This window comes from Aminivibrio pyruvatiphilus, assembly GCF_004366815.1.
Taxonomy (GTDB): Bacteria; Synergistota; Synergistia; order Synergistales; family Aminobacteriaceae; genus Aminivibrio; species Aminivibrio pyruvatiphilus.
The window spans coordinates 1-21,226 of sequence record NZ_SORI01000027.1; the positions used below are offsets into that span (position 1 = coordinate 1).

The following is a 21,226-nucleotide window of genomic DNA, read 5'->3' on the forward strand; positions in this document are numbered from 1 at the left end:
GTATCCCTCCAATGTCGATTGTGAGCCTGCTAGCCCAATCGGCAGGATACGCCACTTATTTTTCAAAGTCCATACACCAGATATGAGTTTAACTCCAGATCGAAAGCGTAACTCATCTCCGCTTTCTTCTCTCCGGGGAAATCGTCGATCGTCAACGGCCTTCTGCTGCAAAGAAAAACCATTCATCTGATAACGTATGGAGGGTTCCCCTTATGGGCGAAGCCGGGCACTTGGGCAGCACTTTTGGAATTCGGGTTGAACAGAAGGATTTGTGACGGGATAGGAGGAAACGCTCACCGCTTGAGTTCAGTCGTTTTTTTTGGGCGGAGTCACACTATTTTCAGCGAAGGGTTCCCCGGAGTACGGGATTGCTATATTCCTGTTGCTCCGGTAATACAGGGCTCCCACAAGCACCAGGAGGATTCCGGAGACGATGAGGATGGACTCCACGGAGACAATATCGGCCATGGGGCCGAAGAACAGGATACCGAAGGGCATCGCTCCGGCGGAGACGATCTGGATTATGGAGAAAACCCGCCCCATCATGGCCGGTTGGGTAATCTCCTGTATAAAGACTGTCTGGGTGGTTGCGATGACCGGGAAGAAAAAGCCGGCAACCGCCATGATCGCCAGGAAGACCGGGAAGCTTCCGGCCATGCCGAGGCATCCGAACGCCGTGCCGAAGGCGGCGAGACACAGGGAGATGATTTTCGGTTTATCTTTGAAGTTCCCGTACAGCGACATGAATACGCCGCCTGCAAGGGATCCCACCGTCCAGACTATTTCGTTGGCGGTGAGTCTCCAGACTCCGCCCCCGAAACTTCTTCCGATCTGGAGGGGAGTGAGGATTCCCGCAGGCACGAAGAGGAAAAAGGAACAGGCATAACAGGCGATGATTCTTATCAGCAGAGGGTGGCGGAAAGCGTAGACGATGCCCTCCCTGAGATCGGCGAAGAAGGAATCATGGACGCTGGCCCGTTCGATTTTTTTCACCCTGATGAAAGCTGTGATCAGAATGGCAGCGGCGGCTGTGACAACATCGATCAAAAAGGCCCATGAAATATCCATGAAAGCGAGCACCGCTCCCCCGGCTGCGGGTGCAAGCAGCATGAAGATGGAATTGAGGGTTTGGTTTATGCCCTGTATTCTTGCGAGCCCCTCCCGTGGAACAAGCTGGGGAAAGATTGCGTTCACGGCGGGTGTCTGAATTCCCGCGCCGAGAGAGCGGACCGCCGATATCGCAAGAAGCATTTCCAGGCTCCTGAAACCTGCCCAGAAGGCGACGGCAAGCCCCAGGGTTGCCAGGGCAATAAAACCATCCGTCACCATGATCAGGAGCTTCCGGTTGTACCTGTCGGCCCAGACTCCGCCCCACAGGGAAATAATCACCTGGGGAAGCAGGGAGCAGACGGTGGCCAGGGTGATCCACACTCCCGACGAGGTCTCCAGCGTGATGTACCATATTATGGCGAAACCCACGACGGAGGATCCGAAGAGCGATACGTTCTGGCCTGCGAGAAAAAGAAGGACGTTCCTGGTGAACAGTCCGGGTTCTGCGGGGGGCGGCTTGGCAAACACGTTCTTTGTACGTTCCTTTCCGTAGTTCGGGTGGAATACCCTCTCTCCTGCTGACTGAAGCGCTCCGGTGTCCGCCGCTTCCTGTTTCTATTGACCCACGGTCACCGAATCCTGTCAAGCCCGTCCCGGATTTGTGCGGCGAGGGGCAGTTTTTCGGGCGGGGTGAGCCGCGGCGGCCCGGATTTACCTCCGCACCGGCCTGATATACTTAAAAAACCGGCCCGGGTTATGGTAAAAGTAGGTTATTCTTCCCGGGGTAGTGTCAAGTCGGTACCCGGCGCCCGCATAATCGAACGTCGCCATCGTTTTTTCGATCTTTTCCTCCACGCTCCGATTTTCCTGCTCATAATCGAACGGTCCATGTTCAAAAACAATATACTCTGCCTCGGGAACATCAATCAGAAGCATTTGCGGCGGCACTTCTCCCTGATAGTGGAGAGGAAGGCGCGCACCGTAACACTCCGTTCGCGGAATGCCCCAATCGCAGAGTCTGCCGTCCGGGTCATTGATGTACGCCATAATCTGGCCGCTGCCGCTGTCGGGCTCGCTGCCGCCCTCGTCGTCCAGTTTGCCCCTGATGCTGTCGAGAAAGCCGCAGATGGTTTCGCAGTCCTGTCCCGGAATACGGCTTTGTTTTTGCCAAAAATCCCAATAGCCGTTGCTCTCATAGTTTTTAATGTGCAGGAACTTATGCGCGGGAATGGTGACACAGTAGATTTTTACATCGTCCGTGGATTTCATCATGCCGATCTCTCCCAGTCCTAAAAAGTAGCGGTCGAAAGGGTTGATTTTTGTGCGAAGGACAACGGGCCTGGGGTTTTTCCGGTATTCGCCCGGAGCGACATCGTATGTTCCTTTGAACGCTCTGGTAAACGCTTCGTGCGAGGAGAAGCCGTAATCGAAAGCGATATCCAAAAGGCTTTTTTCGCTGTCCCGAACCTCTTTGAGCGCGAAGGCCAGTTTTCTCCGTCGCAGATACTCCCGAAACTGCATTCCCGATATCTCTTTGAATTTCCTCGTTGTGTGGAATTCGGAATACCCCAATCTGCATGAAAGACGGCGCAGCGTCAAGGCTTCGTCATTATGGTTTTTAATGCATTCATCGATTTCATCAACGATTATTTGAATTTGCCGCCGCCACTCGTGCATTCGCCCATTCACCCCGTTCCGGCCACCCTCTGCGTATTGTAAGGGGATGGGCAGCGCGCCGCTTGATTTTTCTTGCTGTCGTTTTTCTTTTTTCGTTCAGTATCTCCCCGTCAGGTCTGCGCGATGAACAGGGCCTCCTGCTCTTTTTTCGGAATAAACTGACGGAAGAAGTATATCACTCCCCCATCGTCTCGTCCGGGTGGAACCGCTGGCTGCCGCAGGGCATCCGGCACAGGCGGACAAGCAAAAAATGCGATCTGCTCAGGCGTCTGCCGGAAGCGGATCGAATCGGGCTTGCGCAGAAGGTACCGTTCATGGAAAATCTGCTGAGGGGGCACCGGCATGTCCGGCTGGAGGATATTGTCCTGCACCATGCCAAAAGGCAGGCAACCGGCAAACGCGGAGAACCGGAGAAGGTGACCCTGCAAAGCCGTGAGCTTTCCAGGAGCGGAGCTTGCTGCCCAGTGCGGGAGCAGCGTAGGAAAAAGTTTTATTGTGAGGAGGGATTCGGTGTGTTCCCGTCAAAAAAGGCCGTCTTTTTTCTGTGCGTCGACCCGTTCGATCACGTAGCAGGGGCAGTTTTCCAGGCGAGCAGGGATGCGTTTCCCCTGACGGAAACGGACATCTCCGTCGACGGAAATCGTGCGCTGTGTTCCGGGGACGGGTTCGGGAACCTCGTGTTCTTCGTCCCCACCCGCAAGGTCGTCAGCCACGACTATGTCCGGTACCTTCCGGAAATGCAGCGTTCTTTCTCCGACTGCGATATTGCGGGCATCGTCACGTGGCATGCGGGAGAGAACGCCCCGGACAAAATTTTCACCGCCCATACCACGGGCGATGTCGCCTCCGGCAACTTCGGTCCTGCCGCTCCCGGATATATGCGGAACATACTCCTCGCCATGGAGGGTTACAGGCGCGAAGAGGGGCTGGAAGAGTACAGAGTTACCACGGAGGCTACCCACTGGTCGGGAATGGTGTACGGCGGAGGGGCTCCGGAGATGATTCCCGAGTTCCCCGTTCCCATGATCGACATCGAGATCGGCAGTTCGCCGGAGAGCTGGAACGATGAACGGGCGGCGAAGGTGCTTGCGAAGTCGCTGGGCTCCGTCTTCACAAGCGACGGGAAAAGAGTGCGCAATCTGCTGTGCGCCGGAGGCGTGCACTTCGACCCCTCCTTTGCCGGCGCGGTCTTCCAGGAATGGGACGACTGCGCCTTCGGCGTCTCCCACATACTGGCGAACCAGTGGCTTGTGAGCGGCCGCTACGAGGAGCCGTCGGGAGAGGAACGGCTGGAGAACTGCGTACGGAGCATTGCCGGAGGTATCGAAGGCATCGTGTTTCATGACAATCTGAAAGGCGTCTATAAAGACCGTTTCCGTGCGCTGGGGGCGGAGTACGGCATTCCTGTCTTCAAACACCAGGCGCTTCGCCGTCCGGAGACGATCCCATGGGCAGATTGAGCAGCATATTTTGTTATGGCAAAACTGACGGCGAGAACCCGAAGAGCGAGACGTTCCGGGGGGAAGATCCTCTCCCTAAATCCGCAGCTTCTCCTGGCAGAGGGAGTGTCGCCGGGCATAAGGTGAATTCGCCCCGCCAGGGGCGAAGAGATCATCCCCTGGGGGACAGCGCCCGGGCCTGTGAAACCGACAAGGATGTCGGTTTCACAGGCAGGCAACCGGCGAACGCAGGGAGCCGAGTTGATCGCCCGGGCAGTTGTCAAGGACGACAATCTGCACCGGCGGCCCAAGCGAGCACTGGTGACGCTCCCCGCTGCCTGCGGATTTAGGCTCTCTCCGGCGGATTGACGAGCCCGGTGTCCGTAACCTCATAAAAAGCCCCCGAAATCGTTTTCGGGGGCTGAATGGAGGTCTGGTTCCGAGGCTACCAGCCCTTGACCGTTTCGAAGATGCTGTCGGGGATGTCCCCGGCGAAGAAGTCCTCAAAGGATTCTTCGATGATGTCCATAGCGCTGTCGGCCTGTTCCTTCGTGATTACCAGGGGAGGCTGGATTCTCAGGACGCTTCCGCTGAAGAAAGAGAGGAGGAGTCCCCTTTCCCAGGCACGGTAGCAAATCTTCGCAGCCGCTTCCCCGTGGCGTTCTTTCGTTTCGCGGTCCTTGACCAGGTCTACGCCGATGGAGAGGCCGATGCCCCTGACGTCGCCGATGATTTCATATTTTTTCTGCATTTCGAGGAAGCGGTTTTTGATGCGTGCCCCCACGTCCACCGCGTTCTGAAGGAGGTTTTCCTCCCGGATGACGGAGATGGTGGCCAGCGCCGCCGCACAGCAGACGGGGCTGCCTGCCGCAGTGAAAAGGTGAGCTGGAGCCTGCCATTTTTCCATCAGGTCTGCCCTCGCAACCACGGCTCCGAGGGGCAGCCCGGATGCTATGGCCTTTCCCATGACGATGGCGTCGGGGACCACGTCGAAGTTTTCTATGCCGAACCATTTGCCCGTGCGGCCGAATCCCTGCTGGACCTCTTCAGAGACGAGAAGGATTCCGTATTCGTCGCAGAGCTTCCGAAGGGACTGCATGTACTTCTTCGGCGGAACCACGAGACCCGAATCCCCCTGGATCGGCTCGATTACTATCGCCGCGGTTTCGTCCGGCGGGATGTTCGTGGAAAAGGCGGTCCGTATCTGTTCGATGGCGAAGTCTGCGACCTCGTCCCCGGTCATTCCGGGGAAAGGCGTCCGGTAGGGGTCGGGATAGGGAACATGGTAAATATCGGGAAGCAGCGGTCCGAGTCCCCTGTGCATGGGCAGGCTCACGGCGCTCATGGAAAGGGCTCCGTAGGTGCTGCCGTGGTAGGCCCTGAGATAGGCGAGGATCTTCGGGCGGCCTGTGGCGATCCGGGCCAGTTTTATGATCCCGTCGTTGGCGTCCGAACCAGCCAGGCCGTAATAGGCCCTTTTGCGGAACGTTCCCGGGGTGATGGAGAGAAGCTCTTTTGTCAGTTCGATAATCGGTTCATGGTACATGTAGACATGGGTATACAGGATGAGGTCCTCCGTCTGCTTCCGGATCGCCTCAACCACCTTCGGGTGACAGTGCCCCGTGTTCACCGCACCGGCACTTGCAAGAAAATCGATGTACGTGTTTCCGTCCACATCTTCAATGGTGGCGCCCCTTCCTCTTTTGACAACAAGAGGATAATAGGGCAGTTTTGCGGCAGGGGACGTAATGGCCCTGTCTTCCTCGACCAGGCGGAGGCAGCGGCTGATATCTCTTTTTCCGGTAAACATTTCGGGTTCATCTCCTTGCAGTTGATTTCAGGGGCGGCGCTTCGCACGGCCGGAAAAAAAGCGGGAGGCATGCCGGGCAAACCCGATGCCTCCCGCTTCTTTAAGGAGCCTTGATCAGCGGGCTATGCCGGATTCCTTGTAGATCCGGTCCATAAGATCCTTCCCGACGATCTCCTCCATCTTTGGCCATACGACCTTCCGGACATGAGCGGCCACAGCGTCAAGCTGCTCCTGGGTGAGCATAACGATCTCCCAGCCGTATTCCTTGACGAGTTTCTGACGGTACTCCTCGTCGGCCTCTTCCGCCCGGGCCCACTGGACATCCGACTCTTCCTGGGCCGCCTTCAGCATGACGTCCTGGTCTTCCTTGGAAATCTTGTTCCAGAGGTCCATGTTGATGGCAAACCACCAGGATTCGAAGAAATCGTTGTACTGAATCCAGACCTTGTTCACGTCCTTGAACTGCCATGCCTGGAAGGGAGGCCCCCCCATCTGGCCGTCGGCGATTCCGGTCTGAATTGCGCTGTAGGCTTCAGCATAGGGAATGGGGGTGGCGATGTAGCCGAGAGCCTCGTAGGTCCACTCGCACGGCTTGATGGGCATGACTCGGACCTTCAGGCCATGGCTCGCTCCCGGTTCGGCGAACTTCTCGGGAACCTTGTTGAGGGAGACTCCCGACATGCCGATGGGAATCACTGCGAGGGCCTTGATGTTGTGCTTTGCCCACAGGTCCTGGATGATCTTGTAGGCCCAGCCGTCAGGGCCGTAGACCTTCTGGGCCTCCTTGGCATTCGTTACGATGTAGGGGAAGTAATAGGCGAGGTTCAGCTGGGGGTCGAAATTGGCGTTGGCCTGGGCCATGCTCATTTCAATGGTTCCCCTCTGGACCATTTCGAATATCTCGGTCCAGTCTCCCAGAACTCCTCCCGAGAAGACGTCGATCTGGATCCTTCCGTTGGTTCCTTCAAAGACCTTCTTCGCGAATTCTTTCGCCCTCAGGTCGTAGTCGCTGTCAACGGGGTGAACCTGCGCAAGCCGCATTTTGAACTGGGGCTCCGCAGCTGAAGAAATACCGAAGAAGGCGACGAGGAACGAAAGAGCAACAAGACAAACCAGGAGTTTTTTTGTTGTGCTGGTAAACTTCATGCTTTCCCTCCTTTTCTAGATCCGTAAAAGTTTCTTCCGATTGTGGTCCGACAGGATCTGAACGCTGTTCGAGACGTTTTTTCTTCCTATCCCCCCCTTTGTCTTTCCGGATGAAGGTCCGGCTACTTGATTCCCATGATCAGCCTGGGAAGGAAAAGCGAAAGGTCAGGCACATAGGTAGTCAGTGCAATGACAGGAAGGAACCCGAAAATCATGTATACAAGAGCCGGTTTCAGGTACTCGTCTATCTGGACGTTGCCGACCCTGCCTCCGAGATAGAGAATGGGCGCCGTGGGAGGCGTCACGTTGCCGAGGCCCAGGTTCGTCCCGAGAATGGCCGCGAAATGAATGGGGTGCACGCCTATCCTCAGCATGAGGGGCATGAGAAGCGGCGCGGCGAGCATGGTTCCGCTCAGGTCGTCCATGAGCATGCCGATGATGATCAGGAAGATGTTCACCATGAAGAGGATGACGTACTTGTTGTCCGACGTTCCCAGCAGGAAGTTGGCAATTTTCATGGGGACCTGCTGCATGGTGTACAGGCGGCCGAGGATGGTGACGAAGAACAGCATGAGCACGATGACGCCGCTCGTCGTGGCCGCAGACTTCAGAGAGCGGAAGAACACGGTCATGGTCAGTTCCTTGTGGACGAAAAAGCCGATGACAATAGCGTAGAACACGGCGACGGCGGCGGCTTCCGTCGGCGTTGTGACTCCGCCGTAGATGCCTCCGAGGATGATCACCGGCATGAGAAGGCTCCAGAAGCCTTTCTTCCCGGCCTTCCATACAAGCCTGTTTCTCTCCTTCGGCGGAAGAGGATCGTCCACCTTGATGGCGGGGAATCTGCCCACCATGAAGTAGTTGATGATGCAGAAAATAGTGGTGGTGATAATTCCGGGAACCACCGTGGAGAGGAAGCACGCCGCGACGGACTGCTGGGTCACCCACCCGTAGAGGATCATGGGGACGCTCGGCGGAATGAGCTGTCCCAGGACCGATGCGCAGCTGAGCATCCCCGTGGAGTAGCCTCTCGGGTAACCCAGCTTTTCAAGGCGCGGGATCATGATGCCGCCGATGCATGCCACCGCCGAGGATGCGGTGCCGGAGATTGCGCCGAATATGGCACAGGCGACGATGCTGGCCGCCCCCATTCCTCCCCTGAGACGTCCCAGCATGGAGTTGGCGAAGTTCGTCAGCCGTTCGGCGATGCCCGCGGAGCTCATGAGGGCTCCCGCAATGATGAAGAACGGGATGGAGAGGATGGTCAGGGAGTTCAGCCCCCGGAAGCCGATGGTCATGAGGAAGGAGAAGTCGGGGAAATAAATGACCCCCATGTATATGGCCGCCAGCATGAAGCAGAACGGAACCGGTATCCCGATGACGATGCTGGATATCAAAATCAGAAGGTCGATAGCTATATGATCCATGATGTTCCTCCTTCGCCGCCGTTATTCATCGTATGGTGCCTTGGGCAGTGCAAGGCCTGGTTTCCCTGCCGCCTGGCGGATATTGTCGAGCAGTTCGATGAAGAAATAGAACGCCATGAGCGCTGCGGAAGCAAGAAGGCTCATCTGGGAGTACACCATGGGGATCATCAGGGCCGGAGACCGTTCCCACGACTTGATGGACCATGAGATGTAGTTCCAGCACCAGTGTGTCATCACGCACGCAAGGATGAATGTGATGAGGGTGACGAATGTCTGGATCTTCCGGTATGTCCTCTCGTTTTTCATCACGGAGTGGATGAGGTCCGCCCTGATGTGGTTCCGCTCCCTTGCGCCGGAGGCGGATCCCATCATGTACATCCAGAAGCCGGTCATGGTTGCGAGTTCTTCCACGCCCATGAGGGGCATCTTGAAGATGTAGCGGAGGGCGACCTGTGTCAGCACGAGGGTGACCAGGATAATTGTGCTGGTGATCATTATGAAATTTTCTATTTTTCTAAGAAAAATCCAGAGCATGTCAAACATTTTTTTCATTCCATCAGCTCCTCGCATTCCCCTGCAGATCTAAAGAGAGTTCAGCACGCCGCTCACGAAATCCGTGCCGCGGCTCACTTCGTCGGCCAGAAACTGCAGGTCGGTCTTTGAAAGGTCGGAGGGACGGAGCCCCCTGTTCTTGAGCGCGTTTCTGATAAGGGAGGCTCTCAGCGGATCGAGGTCCACCTCGCGGGCGCAGATCCTGTCCGGATGAGACGGGAAAATGATGGTTTCCCCCGCTTTTTCGGAAGCCGGATCCCCGGTTTCAATGCGGATCCCGTTTTCCTTCGCGAAGGCGAGCTGGGCGTAATGGTGTTTTCCGGCCCCGGTATACTCCGTTTCCTGGACGACGATGAACTGGTCCTCGTCGAATTCTCTCGCGAGAGCAAAAGCGGCCGTCAGGGCAGTATTCCCTGCGGGGCCCCGCTCAAGCCCTTCCAGCACGGCCAGGGCTTCGGTGATATAGAAGACTTCACCCTGGTTGACGGTGACATACCGTTCAAGATAGCGCAGGGGCCGGGCCGCGTTGCGGGGAACGTCAGACCGGTCGGGCCAGGTGGCGAAAGGAACCCCGAAACCCGTGTGTCCCGTGGTGAAGGATTTCAGGTTGAAATCCCTGTCGCTGGCCATGTGAAGTCCTTCCAGGTTGACGCTGGCGCCGATGATCTTCACATTCTCCGCCCCGGCCTTCCGGAGCCCCCTGGCTGTCCCGGTGACGTTGCCCCCTCCGGCGTGGGTAATGACGACCGCGGCGGGGAGCCCCCCATGAAGCTTCCTGCACTGCTCGGCGATTTCCCAGCCGATGGTCTCGATGCCGGCGATGCTCAGAGGCGTATACAGAGATGCATTGAAAAAACCGGTTTCTTCAAGTACCCGCAGCAGGTAATAAAAGAGCTCGGGGCCGACGCTCGTCTGGATAACCTCGGCGCCCAGGGCTTCACACTTTCTCGTCTTTTCGACGATCTCCGGCTGGCCTCTCCCGAGGCTGTCGAAGACCTCCTGGACGATGATGGTCTTCAGGTTGCGGATATTCGCCTGGGACACAAGGGCGGCGCCGTAGTTTCCGCTCGTGGCCGCTGCCACGCCCGGAAACCCCTTCGCCTGGGCGAAATGGCACGAAACGGAGGCTCTCCTGTCCTTGAAGCTCCCGGAAGGATTTGCCGCCTCGTCCTTGATCATGATGCGGGCGCCCTTTCCCTTCGGAGAAAGAGCCCGTGCAGTACGTGTAAGGTTGTGGAGCTCAATGAGGGGGGTATCGCCTACGTGGGCTTCCCTCTGGATCTTTCGTATTTCGTCCAGGGTATAGCCATACTGGTTCATCATTCCCTCATAGTCGAAGGAAAGTTTTCCCTGCTCGAACTGGGCGAAATCCATGAGAAGGGATTTCTTCATTATTTCGATTTTGCGGGCCATGACGCTTTCATAGGTGTTATTCATCCGATTTCCTCCATAATGACCGCAAAGCATCGCCAAGACCGATAAACTCCGGAATCTGGGGACCAAACGAATGGGTGAAGGGGGGATTTTCCGCCACCAGCGTTCCCTTCAGCACCCGGCCGCAGGTTGAAACCACCGTTGCCGGCTCTCCTACGGGGGCGTCTTCCTGAAGGATGCCTTTTGCCTTTACCCGGAGGGGAACCCTGCGGGTCTCCGGCGGAAGATGCTCCGGCCTTTCCCCGGGTTCCAGAAGGATCCATTCAATCTGAACCCAGCTTCCTTTTCTGATAATGTCCATGATGCCGGTCTCCTTTCTGTGATTCTCGTCAGGGGGTGCAAAAACTGAGGTTTCCAGGAGGTGTGTGCGGAAAGCCGGGCTCCTTCCTTTTCGGGTCATGGGGGTTCTGGAGCTTTTTCTCTGCCGGCACCGGAGTCCTTTTGATAAGATACACCAGATCCGCTTATTTTTCAATTCAGACACCCTAAAATGTTTCATTTGTTTCAGCAATGGAAATAATACCGTCTTTTTAATAAAAGACCATAATATTCACATAAAACATGCCCCCGGGAAGTCCCGGGGGCATGTTTGTCTTACTTCTTTTCCTTCAGGCGGCTGAGCATATCCTCCGTCATCCGGTCAAGGTCATATTCCGGGGCGAACCCCCACTCTTCCCTGGCCGCGGTGCAGTCCAGCGAGTCGGGCCAGGATTCGGCGATGCCCTGCCGGAGAGGGTCCACGTCATAATCCATGGTGAATCCGGGCATCATTTTGCGGATGGACGCGGCGATCTGCTCAGGCTCGAAGCTCATGGCGGAGATGTTGAAGGCGTTCCGGTGAACGAGCTTCGACGGGTCGGCCTCCATAAGCTTCACCACCGCCGCGAGGGCGTCGGGCATGTACATCATGTCCATGTAGGTCCCCTTCGCGATGAAGCTGGTGTAGCTTCCTTTGCTGACGGCGTCGTAGTAGATGTGCACCGCGTAGTCCGTGGTACCGCCGCCGGGAAGGGCTTCGTAGCTGATCAGGCCGGGGAAGCGGAGCCCCCGGGTGTCCATGCCGAATTTTTTATGGTAGTAGTCGCAGAGCAGCTCCATGGTCACCTTGGCCACGCCGTAGATAGTGGTCGGGCGCTGGAGAGTGTCCTGGGGCGTGTTCTTCGCCGGCGTCGAGGGGCCGAAGGCCGCGATGGAGCTGGGGAAGAAGAAGGCTGCTCCGTGTTCCCGGGCCGCTTCCAGGGCGGTGCAGGAGCCGCAGACATTGATGTCCCACGACGAAAGGGGGTCGCCCTCGCCCTTTGCGGAGAGGACCCCGGCGAGATGGATCACCGTGTCGGCCCGGAATGTACGCAGGAGGTCCGAAAAAGCCTTTCCGTCCCGCACGTCGAGCAATTCGAAGGGGCCGCCCTCCGAGACGGGGCCGGGGATGTTTCTCCGGGCGGTGCCGAGCACATTTTCCGCACCGTAGATTTCCCTCAGGAAGGGAGTCAGCTCGACGCCGATCTGACCCCCAGCCCCTGTGACGACGATTCTCTTCATGATATGACCCCCATTTCCCTGCCCACAGCGGCGAACTGCTCCACGGCGAACCGGAGGTCGTCTTCGGAATGGGCCGCCGAGACCATGGCCCGGATGCGGGCGGTTCCCCTGGGAACCGTGGGGAAGACTATGGCGGTGGCAAAAACTCCCCGCTCGAAGAGCTTCGCGCTGAAGGCCTTGGCGTCGGATGCCTCGCCGATGATCACCGGGGTGATGGGTGTCTCGCTGTGCGCCGTGTCGAAGCCCAGGGCCCCGAGTTCCTTCTTCAGGAAGTCCCCGTTGCTCCACAGCTTTTTCACCAGGGTCTCGCTCTCCTGGAGGATTTCCACGGAGGCGAGGTTCGCGGCCACGTCGGGAATGGTGAGGGCGCTGCTGAAGAGGTTCGGACGGGCCTTCTGGCGAAGGTAGTCCACAAGTACGGCGCTCCCGGCGGCCATGCCGCCCATGACGCCGAAGGCCTTGGACATGGTGCCGATCTCCACGTCAACCCGGCCGTGGAGGCTGAAATGGTCCACAATGCCCCGGCCGCCCCTGCCGAGGACGCCTTCGCCGTGGGCGTCATCCACCGCCACGATCACGCCGTGCTTTTCGCACAGCTCCACGATCTCGGGCAGCTTCGCCACGTCGCCGTCCATGGAGAAGACGCCGTCGGTGATGAGGAGCTTCTTTCCCTTTCCGTCGCTGTTCTCCTCGAGCTTTTTCTTCAGGTCGGCCATGTCGGAGTGCTCGTACCGGATCACCTTCGCCTTCGACAGCCTGCAGGCGTCGATGATGGAGGCATGGTTCAGGGAATCGCTGAAGATCAGGTCGTCAGCGCCTCCGGCCAGGGTGGGGATCACCGTGAGGTTGGCGCAGAAGCCGGACTGCACCACGATGGCGGCCTCCGCTCCCTTGAAGGCGGCGAGCTTCTTCTCCAGCTCGATGTGGGGCGACATGGTGCCCGCGATGGTCCTCACCGCGCCGGGGCCCACGCCGTACCTGTCGGCGTATTCCTTCACCTTGGCCACCAGCCTTGGATCGTTGCAGAGACCGAGGTAGTTATTGGAGCAGAGGTTCAGGTATTTCTTTCCGTCGATATGAACCCACGCCCCCTGGGGGCTTTCGAGCGTCCGGATGGTGCCGTAGAGCCCCGCCTGCTTCATGGCATCAAGCTCTTCCGAGAGGAACTTCATGGGAACGGCCATGGAAACCACTCCTTTTCGTTTTTTGGGAATCACCGCCCCAAGTATGGTGATGAGCGGATGTTCCTGTCAATGGAGTATAATTTCCCTGTTTTTCATATATTTTAGGGTGAGATAATATATTGTTTTCCTCGAAAAACGGGAAACAGGAGCCTGTTTTGAGGCTCCTGTTTTATTTTTAAAAACAGAAAAAAGTATTTTTTACCAGGGACCTACCATTTGCGGACCGAGCAGTACGGTTGGCAGCCAGCAGGACAGAGCAGGAATATATGTTGTAAGGAGCAGAATGGGTATTCCCACAAAAATCAGGAACTTCATCATTATAGGTACCAGTTCTGCATATGAACAGCCTGAAAGCCTTGAACCTACGAAGATTGACATGGCGAACGGCGGTGTGACGACGCCAAGTCCCACGTTCACGATTATTATGGCCCCGAGATGAACAAGGTTCATTTCAAGCTGCTGCATCAGCGGAAGGATCAGGGGAACACCGAGGATGAGTATGGGAGTTCCGTCAAGAAACATGCCGAGAATGAGGAAGAACACGTTCATGGCAAGAAGAATCATAACCTTGCTGCTGAACATTCCCATCATGAAGTTCGCAACCTGCTGTGCGGCGCCTACCCGGATCAGGTAACGCGCAAGGACTGTTCCTCCGCCGATGAGCATGGTGATGACCCCTATCGACAGAATGGAAGAAAACGTAGCAGACCAGAATTTCTTCACAGTGAGCTCCCTGTACACGAAGAATCCGATAAACAAACAGTATACGACCGCAATTGCACCTGCCTCGTTCGGTGTGCACAAACCTCCATATATACCAATGAGGATTATGGCGGGGCATCCGAGAGCAGGAAGAGCAACCCACGTGGAGGCCAAAATCTCCTTTATCCTTGCCGCCGGGGATTGCGGTGTGTCGTCTATTTTTTCCGTTATTAGAGCAGGATTCATATATTTCGGGCAGATGAAGTAGTTAAGGATCGCATATCCTAATGCAAGCAGCAATCCGGGGATAACCGTCGAAAGGAACAGGGCCGTAACCGACTGCTGCGCGAGAAGACAGTAGATCAGCGCGGGAACGCTTGGAGGGATGAGGTAGCCGAGGAAGCTCGAGGAACAGAGAAGAGCCGTTGTATATTTCGGTTCGTATCCGTACTTTTTCAGACGGGGAACGAGCAGCGGAATAAGAGCTGAAATGCAGGGTACGGAAGATCCTGTCAATGCGCCGAGAAAGACACTTGATACTATTCCGACGACCTCCATTCCTCCCCGTATGCGCCCCACCAGGGCGTAGGAGAAGCGGACGATCCGGTCTGCGAGCCCTGCATCTGAAATGAGACTGCCGGCGTATACAAAAAATGCGATTGCCATGACAGTGGCGCTGTTGAGTGCGTGATAGAAGGTACCGGAAATAAAGGTGTAGTTCATACCGTCCGTTACCAGCCCTATTATGGGAGCTCCGAAAAAGAGCCAGGCAATGGGAATTCCGAAAAACATGCCCCCGATAAAAACCGAAATAGCCGTTGCCAGCCCGATGCTCATTCTTCCCCACCTCCGCCGAAAAGCCTGTAAAGATCGATCATGTGAAGAACCGTGTTATGAATAATGTGAAAAACGCACAGGACGAACATGATAAAAATGGCTTCCACGAGCCAGCTTGTGTTGAACCATGGAACCAGGGTTCCCCATTCGTCGAATTTGAGCGCCCGCAGGAAATAGGCATAGAAAATGGGAATGATAAGCCATATTATTCCGAGGCTTGCAAAATTGATGAGAATTTTGCTCATTTTAGAAGCCTTTTTTCCCCGGAATATCCGTTCAATGAAAACATCGACTGCCGTATGAGCATCCTCTCGTGTTGTTATCGCAATGGAAATAATTGCGGCGAATACGAAGACGTAGAGGACAAGATCTGAAATCCACATGATTTCAAAGTGCAGCCAATACCTGTTCACGATCTGAATAACGGTAAACGTTGTGGCAAAAATGATGCCGAAAGCGCACAGCAGGTTTTCAAGAAACGTAATCAGCGCAACAAAGGAAAAATACAGTTTTTTCATGCGTATTGCTCCTCTTCTTTCTAAAAGTTTCTTTGTTTAATGAAAGATTGGCCGCGCCGCATAGTCTGGACACGGCCAATCCTGTGTCAAAAGGCCTGGAAGCCTGTTGCTGCTGTTAAGGTTCTTCTACTTTTTTTTAGCCGCAGCCTGTACCCTGACCGCATCAAGTTCGGCCCGTATTTTCTCGCCCATTTTCTGGCCGGGCCAATGCTTATCAAGCCACGGATCGCAAAGCTCCTCCCATATTGCGGCCATATTGGCTTTTTCGCGCCAGACCGCTCTCTCCTCTTCGGTCAGCGTGGTAATGGTGAGATTCGGATAGTCGGCCTTGAGCTTATTGATATAATTCTGCTCCTCCGCCTCGTACAGGTCGTTCAGGTACTGCTCGGCTTCGGCTCCGGCTTTGTAGATCGCTTCCTGGTACTTCGGATCGAGACTGTCCCACAGCTCTTTGTTGATGACCACGTTGTTGGCATCCCAGTTCAGCAGACCGTGAGTATAGTGTTTCAGGACCTCGGCATGGCGCTCCTCAACGAGAGAAGGCCACATGGACCAGCAGCCGTCTACAACACCACGGGCAAGAGCGTTGTAAACTTCTGCCCAGGGAATTGTTTCCATGGTCATGCCTGTTCCGGAACCCATGTTCCCGAGGCAGCGGACGGAAGCGAGGGAAGATGAAACCCTCATTTTAAGGTTTTTGAGGTCATCAGGATGCTTCAGGGGGCGCTGGTTGTTTCCGAGCCCGTATGCGCCCTGTCCGCAGCTGAAAAGCATCTGGACTCCGACCTCGTTCCATGCGACCTGCATTACCTTGAACAGAATGCCGTCGGGATAGGCATAGGCAATTCTTGCCTCATCGAAGGTACTGACCGTCCAGGGCATCCAGTTCATCATGCCGCCGGGAACCAGATTGACATAGGGAGAGAGCGTGGCTATTTCAATGCTTCCGTCGCGCACTCCGTGGAGAGATTCGTCATGGGTTCCGAGCAGCCCGTTTGAATGAAAGGTGATCTCGATATCCCCATTCGTGTATTCTTTGACTTTTTCGCAGAAGAGCTGGTAGCCCTTGTCCGCAACCGGGCGAGTCCAGGGCTGGGCAAAGGACCATTTATACTTGGGCCCAGCCGAGGCAACTCCGGCAACAACGCAGATCACCAACAAAGCCAATATGACGCGCTTAAAAAGATTATGCATTCTCTCCGCCTCCTTGATTTTTTCTTTCGGCTCAAACGCCGGGAAACCTGAACCGCCCGCACGGGAAAATTCCATATGGATTCCATCGCCGGGCGTCCTTCCGGGAGAACTCTTCCAGGCCTTCTGCGACAACTCTCATAAGACTTCAGTGCCCTTTTCGTATGACCTTTCCTGCAGCGTTGCCGGAAAATGACTCTCCGTCGAGTGTTTTTACCCCTTTGACGAATACATAATCCATTCCCGAGGCTAACAGCGTGGGATTCTCATATGTGGCGTTGTCCCGGACTTTTTCCGGATCGAAGACAAGAATATCGGCATCCATGCCCTCACGGATCAGACCTTTCCGCTGCAGACCAAAACGGGCCGCAGGCATTCCGGACATCTTATGGACCGCGCTTTCAAGGGTGAGGGTTTTTTCCTCCCTGACGTACTTGGCAAGAATTCTCGAATGGGTTCCAAAACTTCTGGGGTGGGCTTTTGCTCCTTCGGCAGGGGGGATCGAGTCTGCTCCAACCATTGTGGCAGGATGGCCGAGGACAGTCTTGATATCCTTGTCGCCAATTGCGGCATAACATGCAAGGTCGCTGCCTTTATTCGACTCGATGATCCTGAAAGCGGCCTCCACGGGGTCAACATTCATGGCTTCAGAAATTTCCTGGAGGTTCTTCCCCTCCCACTGGGGGGTGTTCGGGCAGTAAACCACCAGAGCTCCTGCCGCTCCGCCTCCATGACGGAGCATGCTTTCCCATTTGCAGGGTTTTGACGTATCGAGGGAAACTTTTATTTCTTCAGCAATTTTTGTCCTCGTCCCGGGATCAGCAAGACGCTCGCAAATTGCGTGTACTCCACCCGCCTGTGCCCAAGGGGGAAGGCAGGCCCGGACGCTTGTGCTGCAGTTATCGTAGGGGTACTGGTCGATGGTGACGTCAATTCCTTCCGCCCTGGCCTCATCAACCATTTGAAGAGATTGTGTTACGAGTCCCCAGTTGTCTTTCCCGAGGGCCTTGTGGTGGGAAATCTGCACCGGGATACCGGCGCGCCGCCCAAGCTCGATGGTTTCAGCCACAGCTTCGAGGAGTCCTCCGGATTCGCCCCGCATGTGTGTGAGGTATAGCCCTCCGGTTTCAGCGAGTACTTCCGCGAGGCTCCACAGTTCCTCTTTTGGAGCATACACCCCGGGAGGGTAGATGAGGCCGCTGGTAAGACCAAAACTGCCTGCCTCCATGGCTTCCCTCATATGGGCCTTCATCTGCTCCATTTCCTCAGGAGTGGCCCTCCGGTCTTCAAAGCCCATAACGGCCGCTCTCAGGGTTCCATGTCCGAGGCAGGTCGCCATGTTGACGGCAAGGGGAAGTTTTTCGGCTTCTTTCAGCCATTCGTCGAAAGTCTTCCAGTTCCATGAGATTTTTGTCCCAGCCATGACGAACCCGAGATAAGATTCGAGAAGTTCCGCATATTTTTCGTTAACAGGAGCTGCACTCTGACCGCATTGCCCAACCATCTGGGTGGTTACTCCCTGGCGCAGCTTCGAGAGCATGACCGGGTCTCTGAAAACGATAAAATCAGAATGGGTATGGACATCAATAAAACCCGGGCACAAAACTCTGTCGCAAACATCGATAACCCGGTTCGCGATTTCTTTTGAAAGTTTTCCGACCATAGCAATTCGTCCGTTGCTGACTCCAACATCCCCGCGGTACCATGGAGCACCTGAACCATCGATGATTTTAGCTCCCCGGAACAAGATATCAAGCAAAACATGCACCTCTCTTCCTATTTCGGTGTCTGCCCGGCTCAATGGACGGAGGCTGTACTCCTTCCTCTCCAGGCCGGAATTAACGCCGGTTGCCCCCTGGACTTCCCCAAATCGTCTCAGGAAAGGACACTCCTGCAGCGGAAAAACGGATCAAACCGCACATCCGCCGGAAGCCCCCCTCGAAAGACTCACCGCACAAACCACCTCCTGATACAGTTTTTTGGGAAGAAAATATAAAAGAAGCAAGGTCGGCCCTCTGGCAGCACTCCTGTTAAAACGCACGCAATGAGTTGATGAATGTTAAAAACAAAAAACATGATGCAGGCGTTTCCTTCGATTCGATATAATAGCATATTGAGGATCGAGAAATCACATAATTAAAAATTTTGTCTCTGAAAAAAAGAAGGAGTTTCCTCTTTGCGGGTATCTTGGAATTCGCAGGAAGTCGGCTGAATCTCAATGATTCCTTTGCTTCCCGTCTGGAAACCGAAAAAAGGAGGGGTGATTCTCTCCAGACTTGAAGCGCCATGATATCAGGCCATCATTTCACCATTGCAGTCAGTATGGTGAAATGCGCAAAAACTGTCAACGGAGTATAATTTTCCAGGATTTCTTATATTTATTATGGAAGAAAATATATTTTCAAAAGCAGGGAGGCTGTCCCATGAACGAAGAAATGACCCTCGAAGCCCTGGCGGAGCGCATGAGCGGCGACAGTTCGGCGCCCTACTATATCGCAGGGGTGCTCCGGGAGGCCATCTACCGTGGGATTCTTCCAGAGGGGAAGCCCCTTCACCAGGCCCAGCTCGCCCTTCGGCTCGGTGTCAGCCCCATTCCCCTCCGGGAGGCCCTGCGCCTGCTCGAGACCGAGGGGCTGGTGACCTTCCAGGGATACCGGGGTGCCGTGGTCACCGCCCTCTCGGTGGAAGAGGCCCGGGAACTCTACGAAATGGTCTCTGCCCTGGAGACGAACCTCCTGAAGATCGCCTTTCCCCGCATCACCAGGCGCATCGTGGACGACGCGGCGAAGATCCTTGACCTCATGGACGGGGAGCAGGACTGCATCCGCTGGCGAGACCTCAACCAGATGTTCCACAACCTGCTCTTCGAGTCCGCCGACCGCCCCCTCACCCTGGACATGCTCGCCAGGCTGCGCCAGAAGACCGACCGGAACATTCGCATCCATCTCGCCTCCATGCGGGAGGAGTCCCAGCGGCAGCACCGGGCCGTCCTCGCCGCTGTGGTCGCGGGGAACCTGCCGGGAGCCCTGGAAGCCCTCGCCGATCACCTCGCCTATACTTCCAATGACCTTCAGTCCTGCATGAGGCTCGAGCAGGGAAAGAAAAGAAGATAACGGCACCGGAAGCGGAGCCTTGCCCCCTGCCATGAAACGTGCGGCCGCTTCTTTCCCGGAGGAGATCCGGCAGTCCTTTCAGTGAGAAGCGCTCCTCTTCTTCCGCTCCGGGTAGCTCCGTTACCCCCGGGATCGTGTAAAATAGAGCGTATTCGTTTTTGAGGTCAGAATTGTCCGACCCTTTCGGCCCCCTTCTCTAAAGGACCGGGGCTTTGAAGTGTGGGATTCATCCCCGGAGGTACCCGTGATGTCTTTTCTCTACAATGTGCTTGGAATTCTTGCCCTGATTCTTGTCAGCGCCTTTTTTGCCGTGTCGGAGATTTCCCTCGCCGCTTCCAGGAAAATCAAGCTCAAGCTCCTGCTGAAGAAAGGAGACCACCGGGCACAGAGAGTCCTCGACCTGCAGGAAAACCCCGGACATTATTTCACGGTCATCCAGATCGGACTGAACGCGGTGGCCATCCTCGGCGGCGTCATGGGCGAGTCGGCCCTCTCCCCCTACATTTTCTCCTGGCTGCAGCTCTTCTATGACGGCCCCGCGCTCCAGACGGTCTCCTTCGCCATCTCCTTCTCCCTCGTAACGGGGGCTTTCGTCCTTTTTGCGGACCTTATCCCGAAAAGAACAGGAATGACCGAGCCCGAACGGATCGCCCTCGCCGTGGCCGCCCCCATGACCGTCTGCATGAAGCTCTTCGCCCCGCTGGTCTGGTTCTTCAACGGCCTGGCAGACGCGATATTCAGGCTCTTCCGCATTTCCGTGGTCAGGCGGGACGACATCACGTCGGACGACGTCATGGCCATGGCCGACGCGGGAGCCCAGGCGGGGGTGTTCCTGAACAAGGAGCAGCACCTCATCGCCAACGTCTTCGAGCTGGACACGAGAGGGGTTGCCTCGGCCATGTCGTCGAGGAACGACATCGTTTTCCTCACCCTGGGCGAGTCCGAAGAGAGCCTCTACGCAAAGATAACGGAGAGGCCCCACGGAAAGTATCCCGTCTGCGAGCGGGATTCCATCGACACGGTCATGGGGTACGTGGACTCCAAGGATCTCCTCCCCAGGATCGCGAAGGGGAGCAAGATCTCCCTGCGGACCGACCCCATCGTCCGCAAGATCCTCATCCTGCCCGATACGCTGACTCTTTTCGAGGCCCTCGAGCGGTTCCGCGACGCCAGGGAAGACATGGCCGTCATCGTGAACGAATATGCCCTGGTCGTGGGGCTGCTGACGCTTCAGGACGTCATGAGCACCGTCATGGGCGAGCTCATCAGTCCCTTCCAGGAAGAGCTCATCGTGCAGCGGGACGAGAATTCCTGGCTGGTGGACGGCACCACCCCCATAGAGGACGTGATGCAGGCCCTGGATATCGACGAGTTCGAGGGGTGGGAGAATTATGAGACCATCGCCGGATTCATCATGTACATGCTCAGGAGGGTTCCCAAGCGGACCGACAAGGTAGAGTACGGCGACCATGCCTTTGAAGTTGTGGATATCGACAACTACCGGATCGACCAGGTGCTGGTCACCCGCATCGGCGGGGAAGGCAGGACCGCGTAATTCCGCAGGCTTACAGTTCGGAAGAAAATGACATCCCCGGGGGCACAGTGCC

At 56.1% G+C, this 21,226-nt stretch carries 18 protein-coding genes; 3 read left to right on the plus strand and 15 right to left on the minus strand.

All coding sequences use genetic code 11. From position 1 onward, the window contains the following. Positions 1-306: 306 nt before the first annotated feature. The 3 genes from C8D99_RS13645 to C8D99_RS15270 all read right to left on the minus strand — a co-directional run bounded on the left by C8D99_RS13645 (position 307) and on the right by C8D99_RS15270 (position 3,101). Positions 307-1,578, minus strand: coding sequence for an MFS transporter (locus C8D99_RS13645; RefSeq protein WP_208321196.1), 1,272 nt, complete (start codon positions 1,576-1,578; stop codon positions 307-309). A 183-nt stretch (positions 1,579-1,761) separates the two neighbouring features. Beyond that, positions 1,762-2,727: a helix-turn-helix transcriptional regulator gene (locus C8D99_RS13650; RefSeq protein WP_133959061.1), complete on the minus strand. Its 966-nt coding sequence runs from the start codon at positions 2,725-2,727 to the stop codon at positions 1,762-1,764. Between the two features lie 110 nt (positions 2,728-2,837). Continuing rightward, entirely contained in the window at positions 2,838-3,101 is a 264-nt protein-coding gene (locus C8D99_RS15270; RefSeq protein WP_166670199.1) for a hypothetical protein, read from the minus strand. Between the two features lie 138 nt (positions 3,102-3,239). Here C8D99_RS15270 and C8D99_RS13655 point away from each other — a divergent pair, with 138 nt between their 5' ends. Beyond that, on the plus strand, positions 3,240-4,187 hold the full coding sequence (locus tag C8D99_RS13655) for a D-aminoacyl-tRNA deacylase (protein ID WP_166670200.1): 948 nt from the start codon (positions 3,240-3,242) through the stop codon (positions 4,185-4,187). A 424-nt stretch (positions 4,188-4,611) separates the two neighbouring features. Here C8D99_RS13655 and C8D99_RS13660 read toward each other — a convergent pair whose 3' ends face one another. The 12 genes from C8D99_RS13660 to C8D99_RS13715 all read right to left on the minus strand — a co-directional run bounded on the left by C8D99_RS13660 (position 4,612) and on the right by C8D99_RS13715 (position 18,307). Then, positions 4,612-5,976 (minus strand): aspartate aminotransferase family protein, encoded by a 1,365-nt coding sequence (locus C8D99_RS13660; protein ID WP_133959063.1) that lies wholly within the window; start codon positions 5,974-5,976, stop codon positions 4,612-4,614. A gap of 114 nt (positions 5,977-6,090) precedes the next feature. Then, positions 6,091-7,122: a TRAP transporter substrate-binding protein DctP gene (dctP, locus tag C8D99_RS13665; protein ID WP_133959064.1), complete on the minus strand. Its 1,032-nt coding sequence runs from the start codon at positions 7,120-7,122 to the stop codon at positions 6,091-6,093. Between the two features lie 122 nt (positions 7,123-7,244). Then, the gene (locus C8D99_RS13670) at positions 7,245-8,549 is read right to left on the minus strand and encodes a TRAP transporter large permease (RefSeq protein ID WP_133959065.1); all 1,305 of its coding nucleotides are present in this window, start codon (positions 8,547-8,549) and stop codon (positions 7,245-7,247) included. A gap of 21 nt (positions 8,550-8,570) precedes the next feature. Next, the gene (locus C8D99_RS13675) at positions 8,571-9,101 is read right to left on the minus strand and encodes a TRAP transporter small permease (RefSeq protein ID WP_166670201.1); all 531 of its coding nucleotides are present in this window, start codon (positions 9,099-9,101) and stop codon (positions 8,571-8,573) included. 30 nt (positions 9,102-9,131) lie between these two features. Beyond that, on the minus strand, positions 9,132-10,538 hold the full coding sequence (gene ortB, locus C8D99_RS13680) for a 2-amino-4-oxopentanoate thiolase subunit OrtB (RefSeq protein WP_133959067.1): 1,407 nt from the start codon (positions 10,536-10,538) through the stop codon (positions 9,132-9,134). After that, positions 10,531-10,836, minus strand: coding sequence for a 2-amino-4-oxopentanoate thiolase subunit OrtA (ortA, locus tag C8D99_RS13685; RefSeq protein WP_133959068.1), 306 nt, complete (start codon positions 10,834-10,836; stop codon positions 10,531-10,533). Before ortA ends, ortB begins: the two co-directional genes overlap by 8 nt. 293 nt (positions 10,837-11,129) lie before the next feature. After that, positions 11,130-12,074, minus strand: coding sequence for an NAD-dependent epimerase/dehydratase family protein (locus C8D99_RS13690; protein WP_133959069.1), 945 nt, complete (start codon positions 12,072-12,074; stop codon positions 11,130-11,132). Then, entirely contained in the window at positions 12,071-13,258 is a 1,188-nt protein-coding gene (locus tag C8D99_RS13695; protein WP_166670202.1) for a glycine C-acetyltransferase, read from the minus strand. The genes C8D99_RS13690 and C8D99_RS13695 overlap by 4 nt, the downstream gene beginning before the upstream one ends. Positions 13,259-13,456: 198 nt before the next feature. Continuing rightward, positions 13,457-14,797 (minus strand): TRAP transporter large permease, encoded by a 1,341-nt coding sequence (locus C8D99_RS13700; RefSeq protein ID WP_133959070.1) that lies wholly within the window; start codon positions 14,795-14,797, stop codon positions 13,457-13,459. Further along, a complete protein-coding gene (locus C8D99_RS13705) occupies positions 14,794-15,315 on the minus strand; it encodes a TRAP transporter small permease (RefSeq protein WP_133959071.1) in 522 nt (173 codons plus the stop codon). Before C8D99_RS13705 ends, C8D99_RS13700 begins: the two co-directional genes overlap by 4 nt. Before the next feature lie 126 nt (positions 15,316-15,441). Further along, on the minus strand, positions 15,442-16,584 hold the full coding sequence (locus C8D99_RS13710) for a TRAP transporter substrate-binding protein (RefSeq protein WP_243833954.1): 1,143 nt from the start codon (positions 16,582-16,584) through the stop codon (positions 15,442-15,444). Between the two features lie 70 nt (positions 16,585-16,654). Next, the gene (locus tag C8D99_RS13715; protein ID WP_166670203.1) at positions 16,655-18,307 is read right to left on the minus strand and encodes an N-acyl-D-amino-acid deacylase family protein; all 1,653 of its coding nucleotides are present in this window, start codon (positions 18,305-18,307) and stop codon (positions 16,655-16,657) included. A 622-nt stretch (positions 18,308-18,929) separates the two neighbouring features. Here C8D99_RS13715 and C8D99_RS13720 point away from each other — a divergent pair. Next, on the plus strand, positions 18,930-19,619 hold the full coding sequence (locus tag C8D99_RS13720) for a GntR family transcriptional regulator (RefSeq protein WP_133959073.1): 690 nt from the start codon (positions 18,930-18,932) through the stop codon (positions 19,617-19,619). Positions 19,620-19,866: 247 nt separating this feature from the next. Next, positions 19,867-21,174, plus strand: a complete 1,308-nt coding sequence (gene paeA / locus C8D99_RS13725) for a polyamine export protein PaeA (RefSeq protein ID WP_133959074.1) — start codon at positions 19,867-19,869, stop codon at positions 21,172-21,174. Positions 21,175-21,226 lie beyond the last annotated feature (52 nt).